Raw genomic sequence first — 15,590 nt, 5'->3', positions numbered from 1 at the left:
TCAGCCCTCGAGCAGCTGTGCGAACGGGGTGACGTTCGCGGGGTCGAATTCGTCGACGATTCCGCGATTCGCCGAGGAGGCGCCCCGGGTCGCACCCGCTCCTGCACGTCCGCGCAGATCGGGATCGGCCACCTCGGCGAGGTCGTCATTTCCGGCCCCGATGATGGTTGCGGTCAGGGACACGAGCTCCTCCCCCGCCTGGCGGATGCGGGCGGTCAGCGCGCGGCCGCCTTCGACGGTCCCCCAGTCGTCGGTCGCGGCGAACACCGTGGTGGGCACGACGACGCCCTTGAGGTAGGACAGCATCGGCCGCAGCACCGCGTCCCCGGCCAGCGAATGGCGGGCGGTGCCGCCGGTGGAGGCGATGAGCACGGGTTTGCGGCTCAGCGTCTTGTCGTCGATAAGCTGCCAGAACAGGGTGTGCAGTCCGACGGGGGCGGCCTTGTACACCGGTGCGACAGTGACGATCGCATCGGCGGCGGCGATGGTCGCGAAGGCCGACTCCAGCGCTTCGGAGCGGAACCCGGTCAGGGTCATATCCGTGAGCGCAGTGGCGAGGTCGCGGACGTTGATGACGTCCGTGGTCACGTCGATGCCCACCGATTCCCCCGCCGAGGCGGCCTGGCCGAGGACCCGGTTCGTGAGCTTGAGCGTGGTCGAGTCCTCGCTCAGCGAGGTGGTCACGGCCACGATGGTCATCGTGTTCGTGCTCATGAGCGGTCGGCTCCTTCCGGTGTCGCATTCTGGGCGGCTTCGGCGGCGCGGGCCTGGCGGTCTTCGTAGGCCCGCGATCCTTCTCCGCCGCCGGGGATCGGGTCACGGCCTTCACGATGCCGGATGACGAGGGATTCGTGGGTCGGGGCGTCGGGGACATCGGCCGGGCGGCCCTCCGCGAACTCCTCGCGGAGGACGGGGATGACCTCTTCGCCGAGGAGGTCGAGCTGTTCGAGCACCGTCTTCTGCGGCAGTCCCGCATGGTCGATGAGGAAGAGCTGGCGCTGGTAGTCCCCGGCCCAGTCGCGGAAGCTCAGGGTGCGCTCGATGACCTGCTGCGGCGAGCCGACGGTCAGCGGAGTCTGCGTCGAGAAGTCCTCGAGGCTGGGCCCGTGGCCGTAGACCGGGGCGTTGTCGAAGTAGGGACGGAACTCGCGGACGGCGTCCTGGGAGTTCTTGCGCATGAACACCTGACCGCCGAGGCCGACGATCGCCTGACTGGCCTTGCCATGGCCGTAGTATTCGTAGCGCTGGCGGTAGAGCTGAACCATCCGCGCGGTGTGCGAGGTCGGCCAGAAGATGTTGTTGTGGAAGAACCCGTCGCCGTAGTAGGCGGCCTGTTCGGCGATCTCGGGGCTGCGGATCGATCCGTGCCAGACGAACGGCGGCACTTCGTCCAGTGGGGTCGGGGTGACGGTGAAGCCGTTGAGCGGCGTACGGAACTTGCCTTCCCAGTCGAGGTTCTTCTCACGCCACAGACGGTAGAGCAGGTTGTAGTTCTCCACGGCCAGCGGGATGCCGGCACGGATGTCCTTGCCGAACCACGGGTAGACGGGGCCGGTGTTGCCGCGGCCCATGATCAGGCTGATGCGACCATCGGAGAGGTGCTGCGCGTACGAGTAGTCCTCGGCGATGCGCACGGGATCAGTTGTGGTGATGAGCGTGGTCGCCGTGGAGAGTTCGAGCTTCTCCGTCTGTGCGGCGATGTTGGCCAGCAGGACCGGCGGGTTCGCCGGAGCCACGAAGGGCGGGTTGTGGTGCTGCCCGGTGGCGAAGACGTCGAGTCCGACCTCCTCAGCCTTTTTGGCGATCTCGACGGTGTTCTTGATCCGCTGGTTCTCGCTGACGGTGGTGCCGTCGGTGGGGTCGGTGGTGACATCGCCGATGGTGAAGATTCCGAATTCCATGACGCCTCCTGCATCTGGGCTTCTGCGGTTCTCGCGGCCGCCCTGCTGATCGGACTAACTTCAATTTTGAAGTAACTAGTTGAAATCTTAACAGACGTGCTCGCGAAAGTATTCCCGGCCCCTGAGCGGGCGTCTGGACGGCCCGAGCACGCTATCGCCGCAAGCAGCCGATTGCTGGGTCGATCCACGGTGATTCCCGCCCGACTTTCACCGTGGATCGACCCAACAATGCACGAAAAGCGGCTCCCGCCCGTAGGCAGGAGCCGCTTTCAGTCCGGCAGCAGGAGCCGGATCAGATCCAGAGGGCGGGGTCCTCGAGGACGAAGTCCGGATGCTTCGTCGACGGTTCAGCTCCTGCCTTCGCCGAGGCGGCGCCGTCCTTCTTCTTCGAGCGCACAGTTGCGGGGATGCCCACGGCACTCGAGTCGGCCGGGACGTCCTTGACGACGACGGCGTTGGCTCCGACCGCAGAATTGTCGCCGACGACGACCGGGCCGAGGATCTTCGCGCCGGCTCCGACGAGCACGTGATTGCCGATCGTCGGGTGACGCTTCGTCTGCGCCATCGAGGTACCGCCGAGGGTGACCTGGTGATAGAGCATGACATCGTCGCCGACTTCCGACGTCTCGCCGATGACGACTCCGTTGGCATGGTCGATGAAGAAGCGCCGCCCGATCCGAGCCCCCGGGTGGATCTCCACTCCGGTCAGCGTCCGCACGAGCTGGGACATCAGTCGCGCCGGAACCTTTCCGACGTCATGCTGCCACAGCCGGTGGAGTCCGCGGTGCGCCCAGATGGCATGCATCCCGGGGTAGGAGACCAGGGAGACGAAATCATTGCGCGCCGCCGGATCGCGTCGCTTCACCGTCTCGAGGTCTTCTCTCAGCGTCTCGCGCACACCGGGTCGGCTCAGCCCATAGGCGGCCGCACCCGCAGCCGCTGCGGCCGCTGCCCACAGTGCCTTCATCGTTGACTCCCCCTGCTCATTCGTCCTGGTCTGTCTAGTGCAAGTCGGATCCGGTCGGAAGAATTCCCGCAGCTGTCCGAAATCGGACTCTGCAGACAGCGAGGGCGCCAAACCGAAGTCTGACGCCCTCGTGCCGCTGCCATGGAGTCAGTCCATGTACTCGGCAAACAGCGGAGTCGACAGATACCGCTCGCCGTAGCTGGGGATGATGACGACGACGCGCTTGCCGGTGTTCTCCGGTCGAGACGCGACCTTCTCGGCAGCGAAGAGTGCGGCGCCGGAGGAGATGCCGACGAGCAGGCCCTCTTCGAGAGCGACGGCGCGAGCCCGCTCGAAGGCGTCGTCGTTGTCGACATCGACGACTTCGTCGTAGATATCGGTGTTGAGCAACTTGGGCACGAAGTTCGCGCCGAGGCCCTGGATCGCGTGCGGTCCGGCCGTGCCTTCGGTCAGCAGCGGCGAAGCGGCGGGCTCGACGGCGATGATCTTCACATCCGGGTTGGCCTCACGCAGCGCGGCTCCCGCGCCGGTGATGGTTCCGCCCGTGCCGATGCCGGAGACGAAGATGTCGACCTTGCCGTCGGTGTCGGCGAGGATCTCTGGACCGGTGGTGGCCTTGTGGATCTCGGCGTTGGCCTGGTTCTCGAACTGGCGCACGAGGACGGCGCCGTCGGAAGCAAGCTCTTCAGCCTTAGCCACTGCCCCCTTCATACCTTCGGCCTTGTCGGTGAGGACCAGTTCGGCTCCGAATGCGCGCAGCAGAGCGCGACGTTCCTTCGACATCGACTCGGGCATCGTCAGCTTGACCTTGTAGCCGCGGGAGGTGCCGACCATGGCCAGCGCGATGCCGGTATTGCCCGAAGTCGCCTCGACGATGGTTCCGCCGGGCTTGAGTTCGCCGGATTTCTCGGCTGCGTCGATCATCGCCACGCCGATGCGGTCCTTGACGGAGTTGCCGGGGTTCGAGGATTCGAGCTTCGCCACGATCTCGGCGCCCGACCGGTCACTGGCCTTGTTGATGCGGACCAGCGGCGTGCGGCCGACGAGTTCGGAGACATTGTTGAAGATGGTCAAAGTAAGTCCTTTCACGATTCTTTGTGCACCGCCGTCGGCGGCCACTCGCCGTTCGGCGGACGTGCACCTGAACGGGTGGAGCGACAGCTTGCATCTCGTGGTCCGAGACGGCTTGCCCTCATCATAACCACGCCGACCCTGAACGTGTTCCCAGATATGTTGCTCAACAATCTGTGTTCGCTGGGGGCGAAACTTTATGGCGACACCTATCACATACGCGAGATAGCCGCATATCCATCCACCCGCTTGAGCGCGGGATGCGATCAACCGCTGAGCAATCGGTGGACACGATCACCGAGGCGGCCCTCCCCCGAGATCGCGCCCGAGCGCTGCGATCGGGCGGAGTCTGAGACGGTCTCAGGTGACCGATACGATTGTCCTCATGGCTATTCATCCCATCGTCGTCTATGGCGAGCCCGTTCTGCATCGTCGTGCCGAGAAGATCACCGAGTTCGACGAGGACCTTGCCGAACTCGTCGCAGACATGCACGAGACGCTCGACGCCAGCAACGGTGTCGGACTGGCCGCACCGCAGATCGGTGTCGGCAAGTCCATCTTCGTGTTCAACGCCGACGATGACTATGGGGTGCGTCGTCGCGGAACCTTCGTCAATCCCGTGCTCATCGCCTCGAAGGTTCCCGACACCCGTCCCGATCCTGACGATGAGACCGAGGGATGCCTGTCGGTTCCGAGTCTCGATTTCCCCCTCAAACGTGCCGACCGAGTCACCGTCAACGGCTTCGATGAGAAAGGCGAACCGGTGACCCTGAGCGCTGACGGCTGGTTCGCCCGCATCATGCAGCACGAATACGACCACCTGCAGGGAACCCTCTACGTCGACCGTCTCGACAAGCGGTGGTCGAAGAAGTGGAAGAAGGCCCAGCAGGCTCACGGCTTTGATCAGCCGGGCCTGTCATGGATGCCGGGAGTCGACCCCGACCCCTTCGGTCACTGAGCCAGGGCCGAGCTCAGGCTTCGAGTTCGTCCACGGACTTCTGAGCCGCAGCCAGGCGGGAGTCGAAGTCGTCGAAGTCATCGGCGGTCTGGTCGAGTTCGGCGACGAGCCCGGAGATGATCGACGACTGCGAATCCGCATCGATGCGCAGCTCCCTGAACTGCCAATCGGCGGAATCATCGGCCGCGGTGCGAGACAGCACATCGAGCACCCGATCGCCGAGCTCGCGGGAGCGTTCGGAGTTGTGCAGCAGCATCAGCTGCTGATCGAGTTCGAGCAGCCGCTCATAGTATTCGTGCATCGACTCCACGCGGCGCGCCATCGACGAGAAGGCGACGGCCAGCTTCGACAGATAGGTCTCCACCGACTTCGCGGTTCCCGCATCGCGGATGCCTTCGATCTCCTCGCGCAGGCTGACGAGTTCCTGCAATCGCACTCCGATGGAGGCCACAGCATGGTCCAGGTCGACGCGGGAGACGTGGTCTTTGAGTATCGGATGTGTCCAGGCACGGGTGCGCACGATCTTGCGGGCGATTGTGACAGCGAGATGGAACAGACGCTGCTCGTCGGTGTCCCGGCCTTCCTTGCGCCCTGGCAGATAGCCGAGACTGGCCGGAGTCACCCACTGGGCGCCTGAGACCTTGCGCCGATTCTTGCGGCTCAGACGCTTCGGATCACGCAGGTATTTGGGGCCCGTGACCGCGGCGAAGATTCCGGTGCCCAATGCCGTGGCCGCACCCATTCCGCCGAAGGTCAGTGCGGCATCGGCGAAACCCGAGACCAGAGCCAGTCCCCCGGGCGCCGCGAATCCCGCGGTCACGGCGGTACCGGCGGCAGTGCCGCCCTTGAACAGGACGCTGGAGCGGAAGAAGTTCCGGCTCATCCCACCGGTGAGCATGATCGCGCTCGGAGCCCCGGCCGTGTAGCGGTATCCGCGGGCGCTCCAGGCACGCAGCACCGCCTCGTTGACGCTGTCGGGCACGAGCACCCGATAGATCGGTGCGGACTTCCCGCATTCGCTCTTCCACAGCGATTTCCACTCAGACACCGCTTCACCTCCACGCGTGTGGGTCACGCACTCGGCCCTGTCCCTGCGGGCCATCGGTTGCGGGGAATGCGAACAGCCACACCCTCCGCTGTGCTCGGGAAACCGGTCGGTTCCCTTGGACGCACAGTCTAGAGGGTGTGGCTGGATCAATCCTGAGTCCTGCTCGGCACCATCAGGCGCCGGCATCGACCAGGATCAGTGCGGACCTGTACTCAGCCGTTGATCTTCGCGAGGATGAGGTCCTTGGCCTTTCCGGCATCGGCCTGTCCGCGGGTGGCCTTCATGATCGGACCCATGAGCGCGCCGATGGCCTGCATCTTTCCGCCCTTGATCTTCTCGACCACGTCGGGGTTGGCCGCGATGGCCTCCTCGACGGCGGCTTCGAGTGCACCGGTGTCCTCGACGATTTCGAGGTCGCGGGCCTTCATCACCTCGGCGGGCTCGCCTTCGCCGGCTGAGACTCCGGTGAGCACATCCTTGGCCAGCTTGTCGTTGAGCTTGCCCTCGTTGATGAGCTCGACGAGTCCTGCCACCTGGGCAGGTGTGACGATCTCGGTGGGGTGCTTGTCCTCCTGGTTGGCCAGGCGGGCGACCTCACCGGTCCACCACTTGCGTGCCGCGGCCGGCTTCGCACCGGCGGTGACGGTGTCCTCGATGGCTTCGAGCAGTCCGGCGTTGACGATGTCGCGCATCTCCAGGTCGGAGAACTTCCATTCCCCGAGGAGGCGGCGGCGCTTCTGCGCCGGCAGCTCGGGCAGACTCGCCCGCAGCTGATCGACCCATTCGCGGGACGGCTGCAGCGGGACGAGGTCCGGCTCGGGGAAGTAGCGGTAGTCGTCGGCGTCGGACTTCGGACGCCCCGAGGAGGTCTCCCCGGTCTCCTCGTGGAAGTGACGGGTCTCCTGGACGACCTTCTCCCCCGCTTCGAGGAGAGTCGCCTGGCGGGCGATCTCGAAGCGCACTGCGCGTTCGATCGAGCGGAAGGAGTTGACGTTCTTCGTCTCCGTGCGGGTGCCCAGCGGTGCCTCGGGGCTCTCCCGCAGGGACACGTTGACGTCGGCGCGGACGTTGCCCTGTTCCATGCGGGCCTCGGAGACGTCAAGGGCGCGGAAGATGTCCCTCAGGGTCCGCACATAGGCGGCGGCCACCTCGGCGGCCCGTTCCCCTGTCCCGGTGATCGGGTGGGTGACGATCTCCACGAGCGGCACACCGGCTCGGTTGTAGTCGACGAGGGAATGGTCGGCACCCTGGATGCGGCCGGTGGCGCCTCCCACGTGGGTGTTCTTGCCGGCGTCTTCCTCCATATGGGCGCGCTCGACGGGGACGGTCACGATGGTGCCGTCTTCGAGCTCGACCTCGACCTGTCCTTCGGCCGCGATCGGCTCATCGGACTGGCTGGTCTGGAAATCCTTGGGCACGTCCGGGTAGAAGTAGTTCTTGCGGGCGAACCGGCAGGTCTCGGCGATCTCGCAGCCGAGGGCCAGACCGATCTTGATCGCGTACTCCACCCCCTTCTCGTTGACCACGGGCAGGGACCCGGGCAGGCCGAGGGAAGTGGGGGTCACGTTCGTGTTCGGTCCCCCGCCGAAGGTGTTGGGGGCGGCGTCGAACATCTTGGTCGCGGTGCCGAGTTCGACGTGGACCTCGATGCCGATGACCGGATCGTATTTCTTGATCGCGTCTTCGTATTTCACTTGGCGTTCAGTCCTTCCGCGAGAGTGTCGAGCACGCGTCCGCCGGCGGATTCGAGTGCGGCCTCCAAGGGTCCGGCCACCTCGTAGAGTTTGATGTCCTCACGGGCCGGAGCCAAGATCTGGAAGCCGACGGGCAGACCATCGGCCAGGCCCGCAGGCAGGGACAGTCCGGGAATGCCGGCGAGGTTCGCCGGGATCGTCGCCACGTCACCGAGGTAGAGGGCCATCGGGTCGGCGGCCTTCTCCGCACCGAATTTCAGTGCGGTCGTCGGGGTCGTCGGGGACACGAGGACGTCGCAGGCGGCGAACGCCTTCGCGAAGTCGTTCTGGACCAGGGTGCGGATCTTCTGCGCCGAACCGTAGTAGGCATCGTAGTAGCCGGCCGACAGAGCGTAGGTGCCGAGGATGATGCGGCGCTTGACCTCCGATCCGAAGCCTGCGGCACGAGTGGCCGACATGACGGTCTCGGCGGTGACGGGACCGGATTCCGGTTCGACGCGCAGGCCGTAGCGCATGCCGTCATAGCGGGCGAGGTTCGAAGACACCTCGGAGGGCATGATGAGGTAGTAGGCGTCGAGGGCGTAGGAGATCGACGGGCAGTCGACCTCGACGATCTCGGCTCCGGCAGCGGCAGCGGTTTCCAGCGCTGCCGTGAACGCGGTGCGGACTCCGTCCTGGTATCCCTCACCGGCCAGCTGCTTGATGACACCGAGCTTCTTGCCCTTGAGCTCGCTGGTCTGGGCGGCGCTCAGGAATCCGCCGACCTCATCGGGCAGCGAGGTCGAGTCGAGCGGATCGTGTCCGGCCAGCAGCTCGTGCAGGGCTGCGGCGTCGGCGACGTTTCGGCCCATCGGTCCGACCTGGTCGAGGCTCGAGGCCATGGCGATGATGCCGAAGCGCGAGATCGACCCGTAGGTCGGCTTGACGCCGACGGTGCCGGTGAACGCGGCGGGCTGGCGGACGGATCCGCCGGTGTCGGTGCCCACGGACAGCGGGGCCTGGAATCCGGCCAGCGCTGCGGCCGCGCCTCCCGACGATCCTCCGGGCACGTGGTCGAGGTTCCAGGGATTGCGGGTGTTGCCGAAGGCCGAGTGCTCGGTCGTCGAACCCATGGCGAATTCGTCGAGGTTGGTCTTGCCGAGCACCGGCAGTCCGGCGGCCTTGACTTTGTTGTGCACGGTCGATTCGTAGGGCGGAACCCAGTTCTCGAGCATCTTCGACCCGGCGGTCGTACGCGTGCCTTCGGTGACGACGAGGTCCTTCAGGGCCACGGGCACACCGGCCAGCGTGTGGAGGTCCTCACCGGCGGAGCGCTTGGCGTCGACGGCTTTCGCGGTCTCCAGGGCAAGTTCGTCGGTGACGGTGATGAAGGAGTTGAAGTCATCCTCGGTGGCAGAGATGCGGTCGAGGTGCGCCTGCGTGACGTCGACGGAGGAGAACTCGCCGGACTTCAGTCCTGCGGCGAGTTCGAGGGCGGACTTGTTCGTCAGTTCGGTCATCTCACTCCTCCCCGAGGATCTGCGGAACGAGGAACTTGTCGTCCTCGGCGGCCGGGGCCGAGGCCAGCGCCTGTTCGCTGGAGAGCGTCTCGCCCACGACGTCGGGGCGCATGACGTTCGTCAGCGGGATGGGATGGCTGGTTGCGGGCACATCGTCGTCGGCCACTTCGTTGACCCTGGCGACGTTTCCCAGAATTGTGCTCAGATCACCGGCGAGCGATTTCAGCTCATCGTCGCTCATGGCGATCCGAGACAGTGAAGCCAGATGCTCCACCTGTTCGGGGGTGATTGCGGAAGACTCCGTCATTCCCTGCCTTTCATCGTCGTTTTCACTCGCCACCAGTCTAGTCTCTTCAGCGGACCCGCCCCCGCCGTTGCGCTGTGACCTTCCCCCAGAACTACCTGACGGCGGCCCAGCAACCTCGCGCGAGGTTGCTGGGCCGCCGTCAGGTAGCAATTACTAGGCGGAGGGGCGTTCGGGCCAGGTGCGGGTGCCGTGGATGTATCCGGCCATGTCGGCCACGACGCGGTCGGCGTCGGCCTGGGTGAACTCGCCGGCTGAGACTCCGGCCTGAAGGTCGGCGGCGAGATCGGCGATGCGGGTCCGGGCGTCGGCCGCGGTGGCCGCGACGAGTTCGGTGCCGGTGAACGAGGCGCCGACTGCAGGATCGTCGACGATGGTGCCTTCGATGGCCTCGTGGTCGTTCGTCGAGTCGCCAACGAACGCGGTCGCCGACTCTTCGGTTCGCGCGGTGACCGGAGCAGCCGGAGTGCGCATCGAGGTCAGTGCCGGCTGGGCATTGCGTTTCGTACTGTTCGGTCCCGGGTTGAGAACCAGGTCAGCCAGGCCGGCCGTCACCGGCACTGCGGTCAGGGCCGCGGCAACGACCACGCATGTACCGGCGAGGACTTTGGGGATCCATCTCATGTCCCACACTCTTCCACTCGAAGCTGTCTCTGAGCTTGGCTGAGTCTGAACCCCGACTTCGAGTTCGGTCACGAACGAATCACAGCCGCACCATGGAACCTCCCCGAACCGGAATGTATTCCCTCCGGCAGCGAACCGCTAGGAACCGGGCACGGGGCCCGGGCACACCTCAGTCGAGGCTGCCGGTCTCCAGCAGAACCCTGAACTGGTCCTCGTCGAGGACGGGCACGCCCAGCGACTCCGCCTTCTCCAGCTTCGATCCGGCGTTCTCACCGGCGACGACATAGTCGGTCTTCTTCGAGACCGATCCCGCTGCCTTGCCGCCGGCACCGAGGATCGCCTCCTTGATGCCATCGCGGGTGAACGAGCTCAGCGAACCGGTTGCCACAATCGTCAGTCCCTCGAGGGTCTGCGCGGCGGCTTCGACCTCGTCGTCTTCCATCCGCACCCCTGCGGCCGACCAGGTCTCGACGATCTCGACGTGCCAATCGATCTCGAACCAATCGCGGATGCTCTGCGCGATCGTCGGACCGATGCTCTCGACGGCCGACAACTCCTCGAGGCTTGCCTCACGGATGGCCTCAAGGGTGCGGAACTTCGCGGCCAGGGTCCGTGCCGCGGTCGGCCCGACATGGCGGATCGACAAGGCGACGAGCACCCGCCACAGATCCTGATCCTTCGCCTTCTCCAGCTCGTCGAAGAGCTTCTTCGTGTTCGCGCTCGGGGCGCTCGGCTTCTTCGCGGTTCCCCGGGTGTAGAAGTACGGCACAAGCTCACGCTCACCGGTCTCCACTCCCTTGGACTTCTTGTTCCGCCAGATCTTGACCTCCGCCAGATCCTCCGGGGTGAGGTCGAAGAGGAAGGCCTCCGAGGTCAGCGGGGGCGTGTCCGGTTCGGCCGGCGCCGTCAGCGCCAACGCGGCCTCCTCGCCGAGAGCTTCGATGTCGAAGGCCGCGCGAGAGGCGAGGTAGAAGATGCGGTTGGCCAGCTGCGCCGGGCACGACCGAGAATTCGGACACCGCAGATCCTTGTCGCCCTCCTTCTGCTCACCGAGCTCGGTCCCGCAGGACGGACAGTGGGTGGGCATGACGAATTCGTGTTCGGATCCGTCCCGCAGCGCCGCAACCGGGCCGAGCACCTCGGGGATGACGTCACCGGCCTTGCGCAAGGTGACGGTGTCGCCGATGAGCACACCCTTGCGTTTGACCTCGTACCCGTTGTGCAGGGTCGCCCGCTCGACGGTCGATCCGGCCACGGTGACCGGCTCCATCACGGCGAATGGGGTCACTCGCCCGGTCCGACCCACCTGCACCTGGATGTCGATGAGCTTCGTCGTGACCTCCTCGGGCGGGTATTTGAAGGCCGTCGCCCACCTCGGTGCGCGAGAGGTATAGCCCAACGTTTCCTGCACGGCGATATCGTCGATCTTGATGACGATTCCGTCGATCTCGTGGGTGACATCGTGACGGTGTTCGCCGTAGTAGGAGATGAAGTCCTCGATCTCGTCGACGGTGTCGAGGACCTTGAAATAGTCGCTGATCGGCAGACCCCAGGACCGGAACTGCTCGTAGACCTCGGACTGGTGGGCCGGTTCAGGATGCGAATCATCGGCCGGCGTCCACACGGCGATTCCGTGGACGAGCATATGCAGGGGCCTACGTGCCGTGACGGCCGGGTCCTTCTGCCGCAGCGAACCGGCCGCGGAGTTCCGCGGATTCGCGAACGGAGCCTTGCCCTCGGCGACGAGGGAGGCGTTGAGTTCGGCGAAGTCCTCGACGGGGAAGAACACCTCACCGCGGATCTCGACCTCGGCCGGCGGGTGCTCGGTGTCGAGGCGGTGCGGGATATCAGAGATGGTCCGCACGTTCGCGGTGATGTCCTCACCGATGCGTCCGTCGCCGCGGGTCGCCGCCCGCACGAGTTCGCCGTTCCGGTAGAGCAGATTGACGGCGAGGCCGTCGATCTTGAGTTCGCACAGGAACTTCGACTTCACCGAGGTGGCCGACCGTACCCGTTCGTACCAGGCTCGCAGTTCGTCATAGTCGAAGACGTTGTCGAGGCTGTACATCGGACCGATGTGTTCTACCGGGTCGAAGGTCGAGGTGTCGACGACTCCGCCGACGGTCTGCGTCGGTGAGGAATCGGTGACGAGTTCGGGGAACTGCGCCTCGAGGTCTTCGAGGCGGTGGACGAGTTCGTCGTACTCCGCGTCGGAGACGAGCAGGGAGTCCTGATAGTAGGCGGCCCGCAGCTCCTCGATCCTCTCGGTCAGCTGGGCATGGGCCTGAGCGCGAGCGGTCGCGTCGGTGAGGTCGACTCCCTGCAGGTCGGGTGTGGTCGAATCCGAGGTCTGGTGCTCGGGCGTCGATGAGTCGGCATTGTCCGGTGTCGTGGTCATTCGATCTCCTCAAGAGCCCGCCGCAGACCGGCGGCGATGGTCATGGTTCCCCGATTGTGCTCGGGTCCGATCCCCTGCTGGTCCTCCAGCAGCGGCGGGTAGGTCATCGGCAGTTCGGGGCCGGCGATGATCCCGAATTCGCGCAGGCTCGCGACCCCCATGCCGATGCGCGACCACGGGGTGCGGATCCGCTCGCACCACTGGTTGACCGCGTCCGATCGCCCACCGGCCGCCGCTGGCAGGTGGATCCAGGTGCCGAGCCCCGCCTCGGCGAGGATCGCCAGCTGTTCCCAGCTGTGTGGTTTCAGGCTAGCCAACGGCACTGACACGGATCGGGCGCCGGTGCGGCGGACCGCCTCGGCGGCGGGAATCTCTTTGCCCTGCAGGTGCAGAGAATCGAGATCCGGCAGGGCCAGCACGGTGGGCGGGAGGTGGCGCAGCGTGGATTCGAGCGCCGCCCACACCTGGGTTTCGCTGATGGCGGGCAGGCTCGCCCACCCGGACACGGTCGGCCAGGTGCCGGTGAGGACCGGGTTCAGGCGGGATTCGACGAGGCGGACGGTCGGCTGCATGCCCAGGCCCGCGATGCGGTCGGTGAGGGCGGCGATGCCGAAGGCGTAGGCCTGGACGACGTCGCGGCGGGCCCCATAATCGCCGAGCACGCGGGCGCCGGAGCTCAGGCTCAGCGCGGTCACGAGCGTCCACGGTCCCGGCAGGCTGATCTGGACCTGCCCGGGACGGGACGCCCCGTATTCGGCGATCGCGTCGAAGGCTTCGATGAGGGCCGAGTCCTCGAGTCGTTCGTCTTTGCCCGCCGAGGCGGTCAGCCGCCATCCGTAGGAGGTGCGGTCGACGTGGAGTTCGGTGAGCAGACCGACGGCGCGACCGATGGCGTCGGCACCCCATCGGCCCTCGGACTGATGCGCGGTCAGGGGCACCGGCGGAAGCTGGTCGGCGAGGAGATCGAAGCCAGAGGCCGCAGCCTCCCGGACCGGACTTGTCGCGATATAGCCGCGGCGCGGATCGCGGACTCCGGGCAGCCAGATTCCCGTGGTCGTGGCGGCGGGCAGAACTCGGTCAGCCATGCTGGTGGGCGCGGGGGATTCCGAAGACGTCGACATAGAATCCGAACTCGCTTTCCAGGGAATCGATGATGGTCTCGGCGCGGACGAAGCCGTGGGATTCGCCCTTGTACAGACGGTAAATGTACTCCACTCCGGCCAGTTCGAGTGTATCGACGAATTCCTGGGCCTGTGAGGGTGGCACAATCGGGTCGCGGTCGCCTTGCATGACGGCCACGGGCACCTTGATATCGCTGGTCCGACGGATCGGCGACCGGGTGATGTATTCGTCCTGGGCGGCGGGCCAGGGTCCGACGAGACCGTCGATGTAGTGGGACTCGAAGTCGTGGGTGTCGACGACGAAGCGCATGAGGTCGGTGACCCCGAAATACGAGGTGCCGCACGCGAACACGTTCGTCGAGGCCAGGGCGGACAGCACCGTCCACCCGCCCGAGGAGGCTCCGGAGATGGCGATGCGATTCGGATCGGCGAGTTCGGCTGCGATGAGTCCGTTGACGGCGGCGACGGTGTCCTCGACGTCGACGACTCCCCACCCGCCGCGCAGCCGGTCACGCCAGGCGCGACCGAATCCGGTCGACCCGCCGTAGTTGACCTCGAGGACGCCGATGCCCTGGGAGGTGAAGAAGCTCGTGCGGGCCGTCATCTCCGGAGTCGCCTGTCCCGTCGGTCCGCCGTGGATCGAGACCACGAAGGGCGGGAGTTCGTCGACGGGAGCGGCGAAGCGCGGGTTGTGGGGCGGGTGGATGACGACGGGCACTCCCCCGAGCTCGCCGACCTGCGGGCGGGAGTAATAGCCCTGGTGGGTGTCGAGGCGTTCGCTGGCGATCTCGGTGAACAGGCCGGTCACCCGGTCGACTGCGTAGAGGACTCCGGGGCGCCTCGTCGACTTCGCCGTCAACAGCAGGTGGGTGCGCCCGAGGTCGAGGAGTTCGATCGTGCCGAAGGTCTCCCCGGTCGTATCGATGGTCTCCCAGGTCGTGTCGGAAGGGCTGAGCCGGCGGCGCACGAGGGATGCGGTGGCCGCCTGCGAGTGGGCCCACACCTCTTCTCCGTCATTGAGGTGCCACCTTGTGCCCAGCTGCCAGAGGGCGCCGCCGATCTCCTCGCCGGTGTCGATGACCGGTCGCAGGCGGTCGAATCCGATCTTTTCGGGCGCCGGTGCCTGCCGGTCGTCGGTGACCAGGGGTCGCGCGGTGACGGGGTCGATGTCGAGACCGTATAACGACCAGTGACCGTGATGGTCGGAGATGACGTGGAGAGAGGAATCCGAGGTGAATTCCGGCTGGAGCAGGGAGATGCCCGGATCGGTCGGGCTCGGCAGTCCCGGATCGGATCTGCGTGGTCGTTCGACGCCGTCGCCGCTGAGCACTCCGACCGCAGGGGTGGCCGGGGTGCGCACATCGACCAGCCACAGGGTGGTTCCGTCCCAGGGCATGTTCGGGTGTTCCCAGCCGATGAATGCCAAGGTGCTGCCGTCGGGTGAGAGCCTGGGCCAGGCCATGAAATGAGAATGGGTCGAGAGCACATTCGTCGTTCCGTGCTTGGTCAGCAGCACGATGGCGCGTTCACGACGGGTGGACCGGCAGTCCTCGCGCACGCACAGCAGTCCCCACGGGCTCATGTGCAGATCTCCGTAGCGGATCCGCCCCGAGGTGTCCGGGGTCAGGGCATGTGGGGCTCGCCCGGGAATGATCTGCCAGACGCGCTGATCTGCGGCGTTGACGAAGTAGATGACCTCGCTGTTCTGGTCGAGAGCCCACGAGGCTCCCCCGTATTCGTGGACGGCGGAGCGGATGTTGAAGCCGGTCGGAATGACCTGCTCACGCTCTCCCGGACGCGACAGTGACGTGCGGACGAGCCCGGTGCGAGCTTTCTCAGCGGGGATCTTCGTCGAATAGAAGATCTCGTCTCCCCGGAAGGCGGCGTCGAAGATCGGAGCGGCACCGGCGGCCACCTCGGCGGCGCCCAGAGGTGAGGACCACGTTCCATAAGGTGCCGTGACGACATCTTGGGGACTTTCCTTCATGCCCCCAGAGTATCGCCA

13 protein-coding genes are annotated in these 15,590 nt (G+C 66.0%); 1 reads left to right on the top strand and 12 read right to left on the bottom strand.

What is annotated here, in order from left to right; translation table 11 throughout:
* The 4 genes from SB749_RS15780 to cysK all read right to left on the bottom strand — a co-directional run bounded on the left by SB749_RS15780 (window position 1) and on the right by cysK (window position 3,942).
* On the bottom strand, window positions 1-714 hold the full coding sequence (locus tag SB749_RS15780; protein ID WP_410711141.1) for an NAD(P)H-dependent oxidoreductase: 714 nt from the start codon (window positions 712-714) through the stop codon (window positions 1-3).
* Window positions 711-1,901 (bottom strand): LLM class flavin-dependent oxidoreductase, encoded by a 1,191-nt coding sequence (locus tag SB749_RS15775; protein WP_410711140.1) that lies wholly within the window; start codon window positions 1,899-1,901, stop codon window positions 711-713. Before SB749_RS15775 ends, SB749_RS15780 begins: the two co-directional genes overlap by 4 nt.
* A 292-nt stretch (window positions 1,902-2,193) precedes the next feature.
* A complete protein-coding gene (gene epsC / locus SB749_RS15770) occupies window positions 2,194-2,868 on the bottom strand; it encodes a serine O-acetyltransferase EpsC (RefSeq protein WP_410711139.1) in 675 nt (224 codons plus the stop codon).
* Between the two features lie 147 nt (window positions 2,869-3,015).
* Entirely contained in the window at window positions 3,016-3,942 is a 927-nt protein-coding gene (cysK, locus tag SB749_RS15765) for a cysteine synthase A (protein WP_410711138.1), read from the bottom strand.
* 382 nt (window positions 3,943-4,324) lie between these two features.
* On the opposite strand from cysK, the gene def reads away from it, so the two are divergent.
* Window positions 4,325-4,897 (top strand): peptide deformylase, encoded by a 573-nt coding sequence (def, locus tag SB749_RS15760; protein WP_172171172.1) that lies wholly within the window; start codon window positions 4,325-4,327, stop codon window positions 4,895-4,897.
* 13 nt (window positions 4,898-4,910) lie between these two features.
* Here the strand turns inward: def and SB749_RS15755 are convergent, their stop codons facing one another.
* The 8 genes from SB749_RS15755 to SB749_RS15720 form a co-directional block, all read right to left on the bottom strand.
* Entirely contained in the window at window positions 4,911-5,945 is a 1,035-nt protein-coding gene (locus tag SB749_RS15755) for a hypothetical protein (RefSeq protein ID WP_367647470.1), read from the bottom strand.
* 212 nt (window positions 5,946-6,157) lie between these two features.
* On the bottom strand, window positions 6,158-7,639 hold the full coding sequence (gatB, locus tag SB749_RS15750) for an Asp-tRNA(Asn)/Glu-tRNA(Gln) amidotransferase subunit GatB (protein WP_410711137.1): 1,482 nt from the start codon (window positions 7,637-7,639) through the stop codon (window positions 6,158-6,160).
* The gene (gene gatA / locus SB749_RS15745) at window positions 7,636-9,138 is read right to left on the bottom strand and encodes an Asp-tRNA(Asn)/Glu-tRNA(Gln) amidotransferase subunit GatA (protein ID WP_410711136.1); all 1,503 of its coding nucleotides are present in this window, start codon (window positions 9,136-9,138) and stop codon (window positions 7,636-7,638) included. The genes gatB and gatA overlap by 4 nt, the downstream gene beginning before the upstream one ends.
* Before the next feature lies 1 nt (window position 9,139).
* Window positions 9,140-9,445: an Asp-tRNA(Asn)/Glu-tRNA(Gln) amidotransferase subunit GatC gene (gatC, locus tag SB749_RS15740; RefSeq protein ID WP_410711135.1), complete on the bottom strand. Its 306-nt coding sequence runs from the start codon at window positions 9,443-9,445 to the stop codon at window positions 9,140-9,142.
* Between the two features lie 153 nt (window positions 9,446-9,598).
* Entirely contained in the window at window positions 9,599-10,066 is a 468-nt protein-coding gene (locus SB749_RS15735; protein ID WP_410711134.1) for a hypothetical protein, read from the bottom strand.
* A gap of 169 nt (window positions 10,067-10,235) precedes the next feature.
* Entirely contained in the window at window positions 10,236-12,464 is a 2,229-nt protein-coding gene (ligA, locus tag SB749_RS15730; protein ID WP_410711133.1) for an NAD-dependent DNA ligase LigA, read from the bottom strand.
* Window positions 12,461-13,549: a hypothetical protein gene (locus SB749_RS15725; protein ID WP_410711132.1), complete on the bottom strand. Its 1,089-nt coding sequence runs from the start codon at window positions 13,547-13,549 to the stop codon at window positions 12,461-12,463. Before SB749_RS15725 ends, ligA begins: the two co-directional genes overlap by 4 nt.
* Window positions 13,542-15,572 (bottom strand): S9 family peptidase, encoded by a 2,031-nt coding sequence (locus SB749_RS15720; RefSeq protein WP_410711131.1) that lies wholly within the window; start codon window positions 15,570-15,572, stop codon window positions 13,542-13,544. Before SB749_RS15720 ends, SB749_RS15725 begins: the two co-directional genes overlap by 8 nt.
* Window positions 15,573-15,590 lie beyond the last annotated feature (18 nt).

It is taken from the genome of Brevibacterium sp. SIMBA_078, assembly GCF_046534565.1.
GTDB lineage: Bacteria > Actinomycetota > Actinomycetes > Actinomycetales > Brevibacteriaceae > Brevibacterium.
This window is presented reverse-complemented; position numbering and strand designations above follow the sequence as displayed.

Bases quoted from the DNA above. Each gene is read 5' to 3' on its own strand.
- SB749_RS15780 (WP_410711141.1), bottom strand. From the start codon at position 714: ATGAGCACGAACACGATGACCATCGTGGCCGTGACCACCTCGCTGAGC.
- SB749_RS15775 (WP_410711140.1), bottom strand. From the start codon at position 1,901: ATGGAATTCGGAATCTTCACCATCGGCGATGTCACCACCGACCCCACC.
- epsC (WP_410711139.1), bottom strand. From the start codon at position 2,868: ATGAAGGCACTGTGGGCAGCGGCCGCAGCGGCTGCGGGTGCGGCCGCC.
- def (WP_172171172.1), top strand. From the start codon at position 4,325: ATGGCTATTCATCCCATCGTCGTCTATGGCGAGCCCGTTCTGCATCGT.
- gatA (WP_410711136.1), bottom strand. From the start codon at position 9,138: ATGACCGAACTGACGAACAAGTCCGCCCTCGAACTCGCCGCAGGACTG.
- gatC (WP_410711135.1), bottom strand. From the start codon at position 9,445: ATGACGGAGTCTTCCGCAATCACCCCCGAACAGGTGGAGCATCTGGCT.
- SB749_RS15735 (WP_410711134.1), bottom strand. From the start codon at position 10,066: ATGAGATGGATCCCCAAAGTCCTCGCCGGTACATGCGTGGTCGTTGCC.
- ligA (WP_410711133.1), bottom strand. From the start codon at position 12,464: ATGACCACGACACCGGACAATGCCGACTCATCGACGCCCGAGCACCAG.
- SB749_RS15725 (WP_410711132.1), bottom strand. From the start codon at position 13,549: ATGGCTGACCGAGTTCTGCCCGCCGCCACGACCACGGGAATCTGGCTG.
- SB749_RS15720 (WP_410711131.1), bottom strand. From the start codon at position 15,572: ATGAAGGAAAGTCCCCAAGATGTCGTCACGGCACCTTATGGAACGTGG.